Genomic DNA, 15631 nt, shown 5'->3' with positions numbered 1-15631 from the left:
CGGCGGACTGCGTCCTCAAATACCCGGCCCCGGAGGAGCGTGGCGAGGATCACCGTAGCCCTGCCCCGGCTGCGGCGGGCCATAGGCGGGCGGATACGCAGGTGGCTGCTGATGCGGGTACGGCGCATAGGCCGGAGCGGGCGCCACCGCGACCGCTGCGGCACGGCGCCGGGACCGGACCACGGGAACGGCGATCGCGCCCCCGAGCAGAGCGGCGGCCCCGACCCCGAGTCCAATCCAGAGTCCGGTGTTACCGCCACCATCGGAGGGGGCAGCCGACGCGGGCTGCTCGGTGTCCTCCTTGTCCTCCTTGGCGCTGCCGGACGTCGCGGACGCCTCAGGAGACGGCGACTCGGAAGGCTCCGCCGCCGCGAGATCGGGCAGCGGATACTCGTCGGCCGGACCGGGGTCACCGGGGGTCTTGAGGGCTATTCGAGGGCGAACGACTCCGTAACCCCCGAAGTCGGTTCGCACGTCACCACTCTTCGCCTTTCCGGCTGTATTCAGCATGACGCGAAGGACCTGGTTATTCGTCCATTCCGGGTACTTGGACCAGATCAGCGCGGCGGAAGCGGAGGCGAGGGCGGTCGCGTCACTGGTTCCGTGGCTGTTGCAGAGCTCTGATCCACCAGCGCAAGCTGAGAACATGTCCTCGCCCGGAGCCGCAAGGTCCACCTGTGGTCCATGCTGAGACTCCTCGGTCCTCCTGATATCCCTGCCAACGGCTGCCACACCCACCACACCCGGGGTTGCCGCTGGGTAGATGACAAGATTTCCGTCTTCAGCACTATTCCCGACGGCCGCGAAAACGAGCGATCCCTTACCAAGGGCATACTTCACGGCGCTAGTTACGTTCTCCCCGGTCACCGTTGAACCTTGTGACAGGTTGATTACCTTTGCACCTTCGTCCGCCGCGTACCGAATTGCCGTACTCAGAGCACCTGTCCACAGCCCGACATTGACCGACAGCTTCGTCCCCTCGTCCTTTCTGGGGAGCCTGACGGGGAGAATCTTCGCGCCAGGAGCAAGGCCAAAGGCACCCTTGCCGCCTGCGCGTTTCCCGGTTCCTGCGATCAACGAGGCCATTGATGTGCCGTGCCCCACCGGGTCCGAAGTCTCGTCCCCCGACTGATCCGTGGCAAGATCGATTCCGGGCAGGACCTGCCCTTCGAGATCCGGCAGGCTCTTGTCGACGCCACTGTCGAGCACGGCCACGGTGACGCCCTTACCCGTGCTCGTACGCCACATCTCGTCGGCCTTCATCGCATCGAGATGCCACTGCCGCTCACGAATGGTCTCCGCATGAGACGGAGTTGCGGCTATGCCCACCAACAGCATCCCCAGAGTGGCGGACAACACCCGAGCATTCCTCACCGCTGAGCGGCTGCTGATGAACATCTGAATCCTCTTGCCGAGATGTGGGGGTTAGTCGATGACCGGCGGCACAATGCGCCGACGGCCCTGCTGCCAGGTATCTTCGTCCTCGACCAGATAGTCCGGACGCTCGGCATCCTCACGGTCCCGCCGAGGCGCGGCACTCCGGGCACCGGGCCCCATGGCGCCCGTACGCCCCGACTGCCCGTTACGGACCAGCCCGGAGCCACCCGGGGTGAAGGGTCTCCCCTGCTGGCCCTGCCTTCCCCCGACGACACCACCGGTCTCCGACGCAAGCCGTCGGCCCGGGGCCATGCCGCCCTGGCCGCTGCCTGCCCCCGCTCCCCCGCCATGGGGCATTCCCCCGGGCACGCGCCCCGCTTCTCCCCCGATGACCGTGCCACGAGGGATTCCGCCGGTCGGACGGCCGGGGTTCTGGGGTACGGGTCTGCCCCCCGAGATGCCGTTCTGCTGCGGCAGCCGCCCTCCGGCCGTACCGCCGGAAGGAGACTGGCCGGGCAGCAACGGACCACGCGGTCCGGCAACACTCCGTCCACCGGGCACACCGGGACCGGACACTGCGGGCTTCCCGCCGAACGCGGGCGGCACCAGACCGACCGGAAGCGACGTCAGCCCCTCGGACCTGCCTACCGGCGGAGTCCCACCGGGGGGCACGGAAGGCAAGTTGGGCGTCTGCGGCAACGTGGCCACACTGTCGATCCCCATGTCGACCGGCCGGTCCGGCACGCCGACAGGGGGCAGGGTCGCTCTTCCGGCCGGTGCCGGTGAAACGGAACCGGCATGGGACGAGACGGAGTTGGAGGCCGACGACGAAGGCACGTACGAAGCCGACGACGAGGAACCGCCTCCGCCGACGGCGTACGAAGAGTCATCGCCGAGCCTGTTGGAACCGCTCAAGTTCTGGGCACTTGGATCCGGCATGAACTGCGCAGGCGGTGCCGGGAACGACGGCGGCGCCTGGGACGAGATCTGCTCGGCCGAGTAGACGTACGTCTGCGCCAGCTTCCTCAGTTGCTGCGCCGCTTCCTGACGACGGGACTCCATCCCGTCCTGGGCGCCCCGCAGATCTGCGAGAACATCCGAAATGTCCCCCGCGCCGGCGTCGTGCCGGGCCGCCTGCACGACGACCTGCGAGTCCTCGGCCTTCTTCTCCAGCGCCGGCGACCTCGGCGGGACGGCCGACTTCGCCTGGCTGATGGCGGTGGCGACCTCCTCCAGCCAGGACGACGCGTGCTGGCTGTACGCGCCGAGATCCAGCGTGGCTATGGCCGCCTGGTGCCCCCAGTCGCGGAACGCGTTACCGCCCTCGCCGTCCCATTCCAGCCGTGCCACGACGGACTTGAGCCCCATGCCGATCCGGTTGACGGTGCTCGCGGCGTCGGCCAGCTTCCGTGCCAGCTCCGACGCGGATTCGCTGGTCGCGCCGTCGAGCATGTCGAGCAGCTCTTGGTGTGTCTTCGACTCGAAATCGGTCTGCTCAAGCGCCGGCGCCTTGCGCCCCGCCTTCTCCCCGTCAGCAGCCACGTCCCGCCCCCACTCCCCCTGCTCTCCAGGTCATCAGATGTCGAACTCCTCGGCTCCAGGCTTCGCCTGGCCGCCCGCGCCGCCTGTCCCCTGCGGTGCCCCGCTCTGCTGCGCCCGGTCGCCGTCGCCGTACTCCGTGCCGGCTTCCTTGGCGAGGAGCTGCATCCTGGACCGGATGTCCTCGTTCATCCCGTCGTATCCATTGCGGGACGCCTGGAGTCCGACCGACAGGCCCTCGATCTGCAGGGCCAGCATCCGGGACAGCTCCTCCAGCTGGTCGTGGACGACCATGTACGTGCCGTACAGGAACGCGCTCTCCCGGAGGGCGGGTGTGCCCAGGTGGCTCTGGACCATCCGTTCGCCCGCGACCCTCCGCTCCGCGGCTTCCGACTCGTCGAGCCTGGTGAGCAGTTCGTCGACCTCGTTCTTGAACTTGGTCAACTCGCCCGATTCGACACCAACGTCCGGTTTCGCGGCAGGGGTGGGCAGCGTCGGATACACCGGCCGTCCCGTCCCGTCGTCCTGCGCCATCGACGCGCCTCCCCGTTGTCCCCCGTTGCACACTCAGCTACGGAAACCACTCTAACCAGCGCGTCTGACACCGCACACGTCAGCCCTTTCGTCTGCAACGCAGATCACGCCACGACGAGTTGGAGGTGGGGGACCAGTTGGGGGGACCAAAAGGGGACCGGTGGGGGGGCAGCCGGTAGGGGCCTGCCCACCCCGCCCCCCTACGCCCCCGGCGCCGCCGCCACCGCCGCCTGGGGGCGGATCGGGAGGCGGCTGATCGGGCGGCCCGTCGCGGCGCGTACCGCTGCCGCCACCGCTGCCGGGGAGGTGACCACCGGGGCCGCGCTGGCCGGTTTGGCGCCGAAGGGGGCCACCACGTCGCGTTCCTCGACCAGGCGGACGATGCGGATGTCCGGGGCGTCGAGGGAGGTCGGGAGGGCGTATCCGGTGAGGTCGGGGCGGCGGATCAGGCCTCGGGTCGTGCGGAGGTTCTCCGTCAGGGCGGTGCCGATGCCCTGGGTGATGCCCGCCTCGATACGCGTGGCGAGTTGCGCCGGGTTGAGGATGCGGCCGACGTCCTGTGCCAGGGCCATCTCCACGACCCGGATCGAGCCGAGTTCGATGTCGACGTCCACCACCGCGCGGATCGCGCAGAAGGCCATGCCCACGAAGGCGTCGCCCTGGCCCGCGTCGTCGAGGGGTTCGGTGGGGTGGGGGCGGCACTGGGCCGTGGCCCAGAGTTCCTTGCCGTCCATCGCCTCGGTGACGGTCGTGGAGAGCACGCCGTCGTACGAGGTGATCTTGCCGTCGGTGATCTGGAGCAGTTCGGTGGACATGCCGAACTTGTGGGCCAGCGGCTGGAGGAGCTGCGTACGGACCATCTTGGCGGCCCGTTCGACCGCCCCGCCCGAGACCCAGGTGTGCCGGCCGTGGGCGGCCGGGCCCGCCGGGGGCTGGTCCGTGTCGACGGGGGCGACGTGGACCTCCTCGATGCCCAGGGTCTCCTGGACGATCTGCCGGGCGAGCGTGGTGAAGCCCTGGCCGGTCTCGACGGCGGCGCAGATGACCGTGGCGATGCCGTCGTGGACCTTCACGGTCGCCGTGGAGACCTCGTCCGCGCCCTCCGCGCCGAGCATGTGGACCATGCCCAGCGCGTAGCCGACGCCGCGCCGTACCGCGCCCGGCTCGCCCGCGCCCTCGGGGCCGCCGGGGAGCAGCCAGGCGGCTTCCGGGGTGTCCTTGGGGAGCGGGGGCAGCGGGTAGTCCCGTACGGCGGTGAGCAGTTCGGCCACCGGGGCCGGGCAGGTGACCGTCTGGCCGGTGGGGAGGATGTCGCCGGTGGCGAGGACGTTGCGCAGGCGCAGCTCGGCCGGTTCGAGGCCGAGTTTGGCCGCGAGCTTGTCCATCTGCCCCTCGTACGCGGCGCAGACCTGCATGGCGCCCTCGCCGCGGACATGGCCGGAGGGCGGGTTGTTGGTGCGTACGGCCCAGCCTTCGATGAAGGCGTGCGGGACGACGTACGGGCCGCAGGCGAAGGCGACGGCCGCCGCGAGGGATTCGGACGAGGCGTCGGCGTACGCGCCCGCGTCCAGCAGGATCTGGGCCTCGACCTTGACGAGGCGGCCCTCGGCGTCCGCGTGGTGGCGGTAGCGGAGCAGCGTGGGGTGGCGGTGGGCGTGGCCGAGGAAGGACTCCTCGCGGGTGGCGGCGAGTTTGACGGGGCAGCCGGTGCGCAGCGCGAGGAGTCCCAGCGGGATCTGGAAGCCGGGGTCCTCGCGGTCGCCGGTGGCGCCGGGCACGCCGGTGACGACGACCTTGACCTGTTCGGGGTCGAGGCCGAAGCAGGCGGCGGCCAGATCGCGGTCGGTGTGCGGGTCGGTGGAGGCGGTGTAGATCTCGACGCCGCCGTCCGGTCTCGGTACGGCGAGCCCGGCCTCGGCGCCGATGGGGGCCGGGTCCTGGCGGCCGATGCGGTACAGGCCCTCGACGATGATCTCGCCGGCGATGTCGGGGTCGCCGTAGCGCAGCGGGATGTGGCGGATGAGGTTGCCGTCGGGGTGCAGCGGCTCAGCGGCGAACGCCTTCTCGGGGTCGGTGACCGGGTCGAGGACTTCGTACTCGACGGCGATGGCCGCGGCGGCGAGCCGGGCCGTGTCGGGGTGGTCGGCGGCGACGGCGGCGATGGCCTCGCCGTGGTGGCGTACGACGTCGGCGGCGAAGACGGGGCGGTCGACGACGCTCCTGCCGTACGCGGAGTCGCCGGGGACGTCGGTGTGGGTGATGACGGCCCGTACGCCGGGCATGTCGGCGGCGGCGGCCGTGTCGACGGAGACGATGCGGGCGTGCGGGTGCGGTGAGCGCAGGATGGCCGCCCACAGCAGGCCCTCGGCCCACAGGTCGGCGGCGTACGGGAAGGTGCCCTCGGTCTTCGCTCGCGCGTCGGCGGGCGCGAGCGAGGCTCCGAGGCCGTGCGCGGGCGGCTCCTGGTGGGGACCGTCGAGCGTGGTCCCGGTGGCCGCGTCGTTGCTCACGCCATGCCTCCGTCGGGCGAGTGCGGGTGCGGGTGCGGGTTCAGGTGCGGGTCACCGGCGGCGCCGGTGCCCGGGGGTGTCTGGTGCGGTACGCGCGCTTCCTCGGAGGCCGCGGCGGCGGCCTCGGCGCTCGCCTGGCGTTCGGCGACGACCTCGCCGACCGCGTCGAGCACGCCGCGGTAGCCGGAGCAGCGGCAGAGGTTGCCGCAGAGGGCCTGGCGGGTCTCCAGCTCCGTGGGGGCGTGGTTGCCCTCCAGGAGGTCGTGGACGGTCATGGCCATGCCGGGGATGCAGAAGCCGCACTGCACGGCCCCGCAAGCGGCCAAGGCCCGCTGGACGTCGGAGGGTTCGCCGTCGACGGCCAGGCCCTCGACCGTACGGACCTCGGATCCGGCGGCGGTCGCGGCGGGGACGAGGCAGGAGGCGACGAGCCGGCCGTCGACCTGGACGTTGCAGGCGCCGCACTCGCCCTGGGAGCAGCCGTCCTTGGCGCCCGCGAGGCCGAGGCGTTCGCGCAGCACGTACAGCAGCGACTCGCCGATCCACGCGTCGGTGACGGGGCGGTCGGCGCCGTTGACGCGCAGGACGTAGGAGCCCGCGGGGTGTTCGGCGCTGTCGTTGCTGTGGGTGAGCGGCGCGAAGTCGGGGTCCGGCTCGGGGACCGCCGCGGCCAGGGGTTCCGGCTCGGGCAGGGCTTCCGGGACGGGCTCGGGGGCCGGCGGGGGCGCCTGGGCGGTCTCCGGGGCCGGTTCGGGTACGGAGACGTCCTCAGCGGGCTCCGGCGCCCAGGGCGCGGCGGCGCCGCCGGGCAGGGTCGCGGGCGGGGCCTCGCCGGACCACTGGGAGGCCAGGACCGACGTGCTGAACTCGCCGGACTCGTCCGGAAGATCGCCCCCGGCGACCGGGATGGTCCACTGGCCGGTGGGTGCGGAGGGGGCGGCTCCGTCCGCGGGCGCGTCGGCGGGGGGCGCGCCCGCCTCCTGGACGACCTCGCTGAAGTTCCAGTGGCTCGTGCCCTGCGGTTCGTAGCCGCCGGGGCCGTAGCCGCCGTGGCCGCCGTGGCCGTACCCGCCCTGTCCGTAGTCGCCGCCCTGGCCGTACGCGGTGTCCTGCGCCCCTGCCACGGGCTGGGCGGCCCAGCCGCCGGGCGCGGAGGGATCGGGCCGCGACGGGTCGCCGGGGGCCTGTGGCTCGATGCTGGGCGGTACGTAGCCGTGTCCCGGCGCGGCGAGGGGCGCGTCCAGGGTGTCCTCGGGCGGCAGTTGCACGAAGGCGGTCGCCTCGGCGTCGTAATCGCCGCCCTGCGGGACCGGCTGCCAGCCGCCCTGGCCGGCGGCGTCCTGGCCGTGGCCGGAGCCGGAATGGTCGTTGGTGGTCACGACAGCGCCCTCCCCAGTGCTCGTCGGGCCAGCGCGGCGACGGTGCGCCGCAGGTGCAGTACGGCGGCGGACGGCGCGGGCGCCTCTCCGCCGTCGGCGGGCGGCGGCGGGTCCGGGATGCACGCGGCGGCGACGTACTCGCCGAAGGCCGCGAGCGCCTCCTGCGCGAGCCCGCGCGCCCCGTCCCAGTCGATCAGCGAGGCGATCCAGCGCTCCGCGTCGAGCGGGCGCAGCGGCATCGGGGCGATCGCGCCGACGGCGCAGCGCACGCCGCGCCGGGCCGGGTCGAGGACGACGGCGACGGAGGCGGTGGCGCGTCCCGGGCCGGTCCGTCCCGTGGCCTTGAGGAAGACCTGGGGGGCGTGCAGCAGCGGTACGCGGACGAAGCCGATGAGTTCGGCCGGGGCGAGCATCTCGCGGCCCGCGAGGAGGTGGGAGACGGGGATCTCGCGGCGGACGCCGCCGGGTCCCGCGACCACCAGGTCGGCTTCGAGGGCGGCGAGGACGGGCAGCGCGTCGCCGGTCGGCGCGGCGGTGGCGATGTTCCCGCCGAGCGTGCCTGCGTTACGGATCTGGGGCGGCCCGGCGGCGCGCGCGGACGCGGCGAGCGCGGGGATCAGGGCCGCGAAGTCGGGCCTGCCCATGCGCGCGTGTGTGAGACCGGCGCCGAGCAGGGCGTGGCCGTCCTGGTAGTGCCAGCCGCGCAGTTCGCTGATCCGCCCGAGGCCGACCAGGCCGGCGGGCCGCAACTGGCCCTTGTTGACGGCCGCCATCAGGTCGGTGCCACCTGCGACGGGCACGGCGGCAGGCATCTCGGTGAGCGCCGCCACGGCCTCGTCGAGCGAGGCCGGCAGCGTCACGAACTGCGCCGTCTGCGGTGCGTGCGTGGTCAACCCCACTGCCCCTTTCCGGTGTCCCGGTGTCCCGCCTGTGTTGCCGTACCGTACGTGCTCACAGCCCGGACGTGGCAACTCTGGCACATCTTCCGGGCCGGGCGACGCGAGGGTCCACGAAGGACGCATCCGTCCCCGACCAGGGGGAAGGTCCGCTTTCACCCCGCATCACCGGCATGTACCGAATGCCACTCTTCGGCGGTCGTTGTATGACTTATCCGTCCGGTGGGGCGCGCCTTCTGTGGCTCAGATCCGGGGCGGCGGCCCCTCGATCGGGCGTCCCGGCACGCCGGGGCGGCGCTGCCAGGGCAGGGGGCCGCCGGGCGGCCGGTAGGCGACCCCGAGGGCGTCGAGGCGCCGGTAGTGCTCCGCCATGCGCTGCTCGAAGTCGGCGAAATCACGTTCGCCGGGGGCGGGCAGCGCCGACCAGGCAACCTCGGCGAAGGCGGCCAGGCGCGGGAAGGCCTGGTAGTCGACGCGGGAACGGTCCTGCATCACCTCGGTCCAGACATTGGCCTGGGCGCCGAGGACATGGGCGGCCTCCTCCTCGGTGAGCTCCGGGGGCACGGGCTCGAAGCGGTAGACGTCCTCCAGGGTGCGGACGTATCCGATGGGCATCGGCTCGTCGTCGCCGGGCGCCTGACGGTAGTCCAGGTACACGTGCTGCGCCGGGCACATGACGACGTCGTGCCCGGCGCGCGCGGCGGCGATCCCGCCCGCGTAGCCGCGCCAGGACGAGACGGCGGCGCCCGGCGTGAGGCCGCCCGCCCCGGCCGCACCCGACCCGGCCCCGTCCGCGCCGTCTCCGTCCGCTCCGTCCCCGCCCGCTCCGTCCCCGCCCTCGTCGTCGGCGGGGCCCGACAGGCTGCCGCCCTCCAGGATCTCGTCCCAGCCGATCAGGCGCCGCCCGCGCGCGGCGAGCCAGCGGTCGAAGTGGCGGATGAACCAGGACTGCAGCTCGTCCTCGCCCGCCAGGCCGAGTTCGCCGATCCTCGCCTGCGCCGCCGGGGACGCCTTCCACTGGTCCTTGGGGCACTCGTCGCCGCCGATGTGAATGAACGGCGAGGTGACGGCGGGGAAAAGAGCGAGTATCTCGGTGAAGACGTCTTCGTAGAACCGGAGGGTGGTGTCGGTGGGGGCGAGTACGTTGTCATTGACGCCCCAGGTGTCCCAGACGGTGAGGGAGGTCGTGTCGATGACATCGGTGTTGCCGAGTTCCGGGTACGCGGCGATGGCGGCCTGCGAATGGCCGGGGATCTCGATCTCGGGGACGACGGTGATATGCCGCGCGGCGGCGTACGCGACGATCTCGCGAATGTCGTCCTGCGTGTAATAGCCGCCGTGCGGTTTCTCCTCCCACATTTCCGAGGCACGGTGCCCCCATTTCGTGCGCGCCCGCCACGCCCCGACCTCGGTCAGCCGCGGGTGGCTCCTGATCTCGACGCGCCAGCCCTGGTCGTCGGTGAGGTGGAAGTGGAAGACGTTCAGCTTGTGGGCGGCGAGCAGATCCAGCCACCGCAGGATGTCGTCCTTGGGGGTGAAGTGCCGTGCCACGTCGAGCATCAGCCCCCGCCACGCGAAGCGGGGCGCGTCCTCGATGACCGTCACCGGTACGGACCAGTGGGACCCCAGGGGCGCCGCGCGGAAGGCGTCGGGGCCGAGGAGCTGACGGAGCGTCTGGGCGGCCCAGAAGACCCCGGCGGCGCTGCCGCCGTCGAGCCGGACGCCGTCGGCGCCGACGGTGAGCCGGTATCCCTCGGGGCCCAGGTCGCGCGCGAGGTCCGCGCTGATCCCGAGCACGATCAGGTTGTCGCCGGAGCCGGAGCCGGAGCCGCCGCCCGTCCCGGCGTCGGGGAGCGGCAGCCCGGTGGCGGCGCCCACGGTGGTACGGAGCCAGCGCGCGACGCCCGCCGTGCCGGGTCCCGCCTCGACGGCGGTCTCCTCGTCCAGCGGGAAGGCGCCGGCGGCCCTCGGTCCGGGCCAGGACCGCAGCGGGTCGGGGATCAGATCCATGAAGTCGCTCCTCCGCGCCGGATGGCGATCGCGAGTTCCGGGGACACACGCCCCGGGACGGCTTGCCTACCCGGGAACGGCGGCTCCCAGACCGCAGGGGCCCCGTACACCCGCTCCCGTCACCGGCGCACACGGGTTCACGCCACCCGCCCCCGCCGGGTCCGGGAGCGGTGCGTACCGCCCGCGACCGAACGGAACCGGCCACCGTCCGGGAGCGCCCCGCCCCCGGAAACCCCGGCGCGGCGGCCCGTGAACGCGTACGGCCCCCGGGGCACGCCGTGCGCGTGCTCCGGGGGCCGTCAGGACGGAAGGCGCCGCTACTTCTTGCCGCTGTCCTTGCCGCTCTTCCCCTTGTCCTTGTCCCCGCCGGGGCCCATGGACTCGTAGATCTCCTTGCACATGGGACAGACCGGGTACTTCTTGGGGTCGCGCCCCGGTACCCAGACCTTCCCGCACAACGCGACCACGGGAGTGCCGTCGAGCGCACTCGCCATGATCTTGTCCTTCTGGACATAGTGGGCGAAGCGCTCGTGGTCGCCGTCGCCGTGCGACACCTGGGGTGTCGGCTCCACGAGGGTGCTTGTACCTGCCCCGCGATCGGGCTCAAGAGTGCTCATGAGAACCAAGGGTACCCACGCCGGGGGCATCACGGAGTAGCCGGGTCCATGCACTCCGCAGCCGAACGGCACGGAACACGCCGACACGCCAGGCACGACGCACCGAACGGCGAGTTCCGGCCATCACCCCCGACGGGGCGACGGGGCGCCCCTCAGTTGAGCGACGGGTCGTCCGGGTACGTCGCGACCATCGCCAGTTCGCTGCGCTGTCTGCGCAGCACCGCGCGCCACAGGCTCTCCGGGCGCGGCGAGGACACGTCGCCCGGCTCGGACTCGACCACGTACCACGCGCCTTCGCGCAGCTCGCCCTCCAGCTGGCCGGGGCCCCAGCCCGCGTACCCGGCGAAGATCCGCAGCGAGCCGAGCGCCCGCGCCAGCAGCTCCGGCGGGGTCTCCAGGTCGACGAGGCCGATCGCCCCGTACACCCTGCGCCACCCCAACGGCCCCTCGTCGCCCGGGATCACGGCGAGCCCGAGCGCCGAGTCCAGCGAGACGGGGCCGCCCTGGAAGACCACGCCCGGCTCGCCCGCCAGCTCGCCCCAGGGCTCCAGGATGTCCCCGACGCCCACGGGCGTGGGCCTGTTGAGGACGACGCCGAGCGAGCCCTCGTCGTCGTGATCGAGCAGCAGGACGACCGCGCGGTCGAAGTTCGGGTCCGCCAGGGAGGGTGTCGCGACAAGCAGCCGCCCTGTGAGCGAGGACACCTCGGTCATGCGAGACATGATCCCGCATATTCGCCGTCCGCGGGGCGTGCCCGGCAGAGTGGCCCCGCGCGCAGCTCAGGGCGCACGGCGGCAACGGGAGCGCACGGCCGGACGGGAGCCGGGGCGGTGACCCTGCGCGAGGGACGTTCCACCGTACGTATCAAGGGTGTTCCCGTACGTGTCCATTACGTATCCGACGCCGCCCGGGCCTTACGGCACAGGGGGTGGGGACCCGTACCCTTTTCCTTGGCCACCCGCCCGCCCACTCCGGAACGCGAGATTCATGACCGGCACTGACGATGTAATGCTTGTCCACGGCGGCACCCCGCTGGAGGGTGAGATCCGGGTCCGCGGCGCGAAGAACCTGGTGCCGAAGGCCATGGTCGCCGCGCTTCTCGGCAGCGGCCCGAGCCGGCTGCGCAATGTGCCCGACATCCGCGACGTGCGGGTGGTGCGGGGGCTGCTGCAGCTCCACGGCGTGACCGTCCGCCCCGGCGACGAACCGGGCGAGCTGGTCCTCGACCCGACGCATGTCGAGAGCGCCAATGTCGCGGACATCGACGCGCACGCCGGTTCCTCCCGTATCCCGATCCTCTTCTGCGGACCGCTGCTGCACCGGCTCGGCCACGCGTTCATCCCGGGTCTCGGCGGCTGCGACATCGGCGGCCGGCCGATCGACTTCCACTTCGACGTGCTGCGCCAGTTCGGCGCGACCATCGAGAAGCGGGCCGACGGGCAGTACCTGGAGGCGCCGCAGCGGCTGCGCGGCACGAAGATCCGGCTGCCGTACCCGTCGGTCGGCTCGACGGAGCAGGTGCTGCTGACGGCCGTGCTGGCCGAGGGCGTCACGGAGCTGTCGAACGCCGCGGTGGAGCCGGAGATCGAGGACCTGATCTGCGTGCTCCAGAAGATGGGCGCGATCATCTCGATGGACACCGACCGGACGATCCGGATCACCGGTGTCGACCGGCTCGACGGCTACACGCACCGGGCGCTGCCGGACCGTCTGGAGGCCGCGTCCTGGGCTTCGGCGGCGCTGGCCACCGAGGGCAACATCTACGTACGCGGCGCGCAGCAGCGGTCGATGATGACGTTCCTCAACACCTACCGCAAGGTGGGCGGCGCGTTCGAGATCGACGACGAGGGCATCCGCTTCTGGCACCCGGGCGGCTCGCTCAACGCGATCGCGCTGGAGACGGACGTGCACCCCGGTTTCCAGACCGACTGGCAGCAGCCGCTGGTGGTTGCGCTGACGCAGGCGTCGGGGCTCTCCATCGTCCACGAGACGGTGTACGAGTCGCGGCTCGGGTTCACCTCGGCGCTCAACCAGATGGGCGCGCACATCCAGCTCTACCGGGAGTGCCTGGGCGGCTCGGACTGCCGCTTCGGGCAGCGCAACTTCCTGCACTCCGCGGTCGTCTCGGGGCCCACGCGGCTCCAGGGCTCCGATCTGGTCATCCCCGACCTGCGGGGCGGCTTCTCGTATCTCATCGCGGCGCTGGCGGCGCAGGGCACGTCGCGGGTGCACGGGATCGATCTGATCAACCGCGGCTACGAGAACTTCATGGAGAAGCTGGTCGAGCTGGGCGCGAAGGTGGAACTGCCGGGCGGCGCGCTCGTCTGACCGCTCCGTCGCGCACCGCTGTGGCCCCGGTCCCCCGGACCGGGGCCACCGGCGTGTGAGGCACCGCCTGCGGCCGTCTGACGGGGCGGCAGAGGGCGGCCGACCGCGGGCCCGGCGACGGCCGTCCGGGCGGCGGACGGAGGCGGCAAACAGCGGAGGCGGCTCCCTGGTCGGGGAGCCGCCTCCGTGCGTAGCCTCCGAGGGGTGCCGTCAGGCTGTCCCCACGAAAGGCCCTGGCGCTTACTTGCCCTTGGCGGCTTCCTTGAGCTTGGAGCCCGCGGAGACCTTCACGCTGTAGCCGGCCGGGATCTGGATCGGGTCGCCGGTCTGCGGGTTACGAGCGGTGCGAGCGGCACGGTGGGTGCGCTCGAAGGTCAGGAAGCCGGGGATGGTGACCTTCTCGTCGCCCTTGGCGACGACCTCGCCGACGGTCTCGGCGAGAGCGGCCAGCACAGCGTCGGCGTCCTTGCGGGTCACCTCGGCGCGGTCGGCCAGGGCGGCCACCAGCTCACTGCGGTTCATGTTTGTACTCCCGTGTTCTTCTTGCCTGTGAGGCGTGAGATCGAAGCCGATGCTGCCAGGGCCCTCGGACAGTCCCCGGACCCGGGTCTGCTGACAGACCCTCGCGCCCGAATACGCATCCTGCCCCCACCAGCGGCGGGAAAGCCAATCCGGCACCCTCTGGAGCCGGACGAAGAGCGCCACTGCCTCGTCGTCGTGACGTTCCGTCGACTCTGTGGAGACTCCTTGGAGCCTCGGGGCCCCACGAGGGAATCCTGGGGCCCCGTGAGCCCCGCCTGGAGCCCGTCGGAGGCCCTGAAACCTCCCCGGAGCTGCGGGGCTCATGGTCCGTCACCCTAAAGGGGCCCGCGTGGCCCGGCGAATCGCGACGCGCCGGGCACCGGGCGGACGTGAGATGTACCGCAGTGGCCGCTACCGTGACCGGCCCGGGGTGGGCATGGTCACACCGACGGGGCCGCGCCGGCCTCGGCGGTCTTGGCCGCCGCGTCCCGCACCGCGCCCGCGACCGCGCCCGCCACCTTGTCGTTGAAGACGGACGGCACGATGTAGTTCGGGTTGAGCTCGTCCTCGGTGACGACGTTCGCGAGGGCGGTCGCCGCGGCGAGCATCATCTCCGTGTTGACCGTACGGGACTGGGCGTCCAGGAGGCCGCGGAAGACACCCGGGAAGACCAGCACGTTGTTGATCTGGTTGGGGAAGTCGGAGCGGCCCGTGGCCACCACGGCGGCGGTCTCGCGGGCGATCGCCGGGTCGACCTCGGGGTCCGGGTTGGCCAGCGCGAAGACGACCGCGCCGTCCGCCATCGCGGCGACGTCCGCGCCGTCGAGGACGTTGGGGGCGGAGACGCCGATGAAGACGTCCGCGCCGGCCACGGCCTCCTTGAGGGTGCCCGTGATGGCTTCCGGGTTGGTGTTGTCCGCGATCCAGCGCAGCGCCGACTCGGGGGCGGCCTCCACCAGGTCGGCGCGGCCCGCGTGCACCACACCGTGGATGTCGGCGACGACGGCGTGCTTGACGCCCGCCGCGATGAGCAGCTTGAGGATGGCCGTGCCGGCCGCGCCCGCGCCGGACATGACGACCCGTACGTCGCCGATGGACTTGCCGACCACGCGCAGCGCGTTGGTCAGCGCCGCGAGGACCACGATCGCGGTGCCGTGCTGGTCGTCGTGGAAGACCGGGATGTCCAGCGCCTCGCGCAGCCGGGCCTCGATCTCGAAGCAGCGGGGCGCGGAGATGTCCTCCAGGTTGATGCCCGCGAAGCCGGGGGCGATCGCCTTGACGATCGAGACGATCTCGTCGGTGTCCTGGGTGTCGAGGCAGATCGGCCAGGCGTCGATGTCGGCGAAGCGCTTGAAGAGGGCCGCCTTGCCCTCCATCACCGGCATGGCGGCCATCGGGCCGATGTTGCCGAGGCCGAGCACCGCGGAGCCGTCCGTCACGACCGCGACGGTGTTGCGCTTGATGGTGAGCCTGCGGGCGTCCTCGGGGTTCTCCGCGATCGCCATGCAGACCCGGGCCACGCCGGGCGTGTAGACCATCGAGAGGTCGTCACGGTTGCGGATGGGGTGTTTCGACGCCATCTCGATCTTGCCGCCGAGGTGCATCAGGAACGTACGGTCCGAGACCTTGCCGAGGGTCACGCCCTCGATGCCGCGCAGCTGCTCCACGATCTGCTCGGCGTGGCCGGTGGACGTCGCGGCGATGGTGACATCGATCCGCAGCTTCTCGTGGCCGGAAGCGGTCACGTCGAGGCCGGTCACCGAGCCACCGGAGGACTCCACGGCCGTGGTGAGCTGGGAGACCGCGGTACCGCTCGCGGGCACCTCCAGCCGGACCGTCATCGAGTACGAGACGCTGGGCGCCGTTGCCATGACCGAGTTCCTCTTCTTTCCCTAGCCGCATTGCCGCGCTGCGGGAAC

At 72.1% G+C, this 15631-nt stretch carries 12 protein-coding genes; 1 reads left to right on the top strand and 11 read right to left on the bottom strand.

The window, feature by feature from the left end; all coding sequences use genetic code 11:
- Positions 1-15: 15 nt before the first annotated feature.
- The 9 genes from mycP to ACFTZC_RS06350 form a co-directional block, all read right to left on the bottom strand.
- Positions 16-1398: a type VII secretion-associated serine protease mycosin gene (mycP, locus tag ACFTZC_RS06390; protein WP_382887390.1), complete on the bottom strand. Its 1383-nt coding sequence runs from the start codon at positions 1396-1398 to the stop codon at positions 16-18.
- Positions 1399-1425: 27 nt separating this feature from the next.
- Positions 1426-2919, bottom strand: a complete 1494-nt coding sequence (locus tag ACFTZC_RS06385; RefSeq protein ID WP_382887388.1) for a hypothetical protein — start codon at positions 2917-2919, stop codon at positions 1426-1428.
- 33 nt (positions 2920-2952) lie between these two features.
- On the bottom strand, positions 2953-3450 hold the full coding sequence (locus ACFTZC_RS06380; protein WP_382887386.1) for a hypothetical protein: 498 nt from the start codon (positions 3448-3450) through the stop codon (positions 2953-2955).
- A 200-nt stretch (positions 3451-3650) separates the two neighbouring features.
- Positions 3651-5960 carry a xanthine dehydrogenase family protein molybdopterin-binding subunit gene (locus ACFTZC_RS06375; protein WP_382887385.1) on the bottom strand — a complete coding sequence of 770 codons (2310 nt, stop codon included), beginning with the start codon at positions 5958-5960 and terminating at the stop codon, positions 3651-3653.
- On the bottom strand, positions 5957-7339 hold the full coding sequence (locus tag ACFTZC_RS06370) for a (2Fe-2S)-binding protein (protein WP_382887383.1): 1383 nt from the start codon (positions 7337-7339) through the stop codon (positions 5957-5959). The genes ACFTZC_RS06375 and ACFTZC_RS06370 overlap by 4 nt, the downstream gene beginning before the upstream one ends.
- Positions 7336-8232: an FAD binding domain-containing protein gene (locus tag ACFTZC_RS06365; protein WP_382887381.1), complete on the bottom strand. Its 897-nt coding sequence runs from the start codon at positions 8230-8232 to the stop codon at positions 7336-7338. Before ACFTZC_RS06365 ends, ACFTZC_RS06370 begins: the two co-directional genes overlap by 4 nt.
- Positions 8233-8478: 246 nt before the next feature.
- A complete protein-coding gene (locus tag ACFTZC_RS06360) occupies positions 8479-10245 on the bottom strand; it encodes a beta-N-acetylhexosaminidase (RefSeq protein WP_382887379.1) in 1767 nt (588 codons plus the stop codon).
- A 317-nt stretch (positions 10246-10562) separates the two neighbouring features.
- The gene (locus tag ACFTZC_RS06355; RefSeq protein WP_329826823.1) at positions 10563-10862 is read right to left on the bottom strand and encodes a DUF3039 domain-containing protein; all 300 of its coding nucleotides are present in this window, start codon (positions 10860-10862) and stop codon (positions 10563-10565) included.
- A gap of 152 nt (positions 10863-11014) precedes the next feature.
- On the bottom strand, positions 11015-11575 hold the full coding sequence (locus ACFTZC_RS06350) for a YqgE/AlgH family protein (protein ID WP_365816166.1): 561 nt from the start codon (positions 11573-11575) through the stop codon (positions 11015-11017).
- Between the two features lie 274 nt (positions 11576-11849).
- Between ACFTZC_RS06350 and murA the strand changes: the two genes are divergently transcribed.
- Complete coding sequence (gene murA / locus ACFTZC_RS06345) at positions 11850-13190, top strand: UDP-N-acetylglucosamine 1-carboxyvinyltransferase (protein WP_382887376.1); 1341 nt, start codon at positions 11850-11852, stop codon at positions 13188-13190.
- A gap of 240 nt (positions 13191-13430) precedes the next feature.
- Here murA and ACFTZC_RS06340 read toward each other — a convergent pair whose 3' ends face one another.
- Both ACFTZC_RS06340 and ACFTZC_RS06335 read right to left on the bottom strand, forming a co-directional pair.
- Positions 13431-13712, bottom strand: a complete 282-nt coding sequence (locus ACFTZC_RS06340; RefSeq protein WP_004571953.1) for an HU family DNA-binding protein — start codon at positions 13710-13712, stop codon at positions 13431-13433.
- 440 nt (positions 13713-14152) lie between these two features.
- The gene (locus ACFTZC_RS06335; RefSeq protein ID WP_365816162.1) at positions 14153-15583 is read right to left on the bottom strand and encodes an NAD-dependent malic enzyme; all 1431 of its coding nucleotides are present in this window, start codon (positions 15581-15583) and stop codon (positions 14153-14155) included.
- Between the last annotated feature and the right edge of the window lie 48 nt (positions 15584-15631).

Source organism: Streptomyces sp. NPDC056987 (assembly GCF_042673865.1).
Taxonomy (GTDB): Bacteria; Actinomycetota; Actinomycetes; order Streptomycetales; family Streptomycetaceae; genus Streptomyces.
This window is presented reverse-complemented; position numbering and strand designations above follow the sequence as displayed.

Excerpts from the sequence above, each read along its gene's own strand:
- mycP (WP_382887390.1), bottom strand. The coding sequence starts at position 1,398 with ATGTTCATCAGCAGCCGCTCAGCGGTGAGGAATGCTCGGGTGTTGTCC.
- ACFTZC_RS06380 (WP_382887386.1), bottom strand. The coding sequence starts at position 3,450 with ATGGCGCAGGACGACGGGACGGGACGGCCGGTGTATCCGACGCTGCCC.
- ACFTZC_RS06360 (WP_382887379.1), bottom strand. The coding sequence starts at position 10,245 with ATGGATCTGATCCCCGACCCGCTGCGGTCCTGGCCCGGACCGAGGGCC.
- ACFTZC_RS06355 (WP_329826823.1), bottom strand. The coding sequence starts at position 10,862 with ATGAGCACTCTTGAGCCCGATCGCGGGGCAGGTACAAGCACCCTCGTG.
- ACFTZC_RS06350 (WP_365816166.1), bottom strand. The coding sequence starts at position 11,575 with ATGACCGAGGTGTCCTCGCTCACAGGGCGGCTGCTTGTCGCGACACCC.
- murA (WP_382887376.1), top strand. The coding sequence starts at position 11,850 with ATGACCGGCACTGACGATGTAATGCTTGTCCACGGCGGCACCCCGCTG.
- ACFTZC_RS06340 (WP_004571953.1), bottom strand. The coding sequence starts at position 13,712 with ATGAACCGCAGTGAGCTGGTGGCCGCCCTGGCCGACCGCGCCGAGGTG.
- ACFTZC_RS06335 (WP_365816162.1), bottom strand. The coding sequence starts at position 15,583 with ATGGCAACGGCGCCCAGCGTCTCGTACTCGATGACGGTCCGGCTGGAG.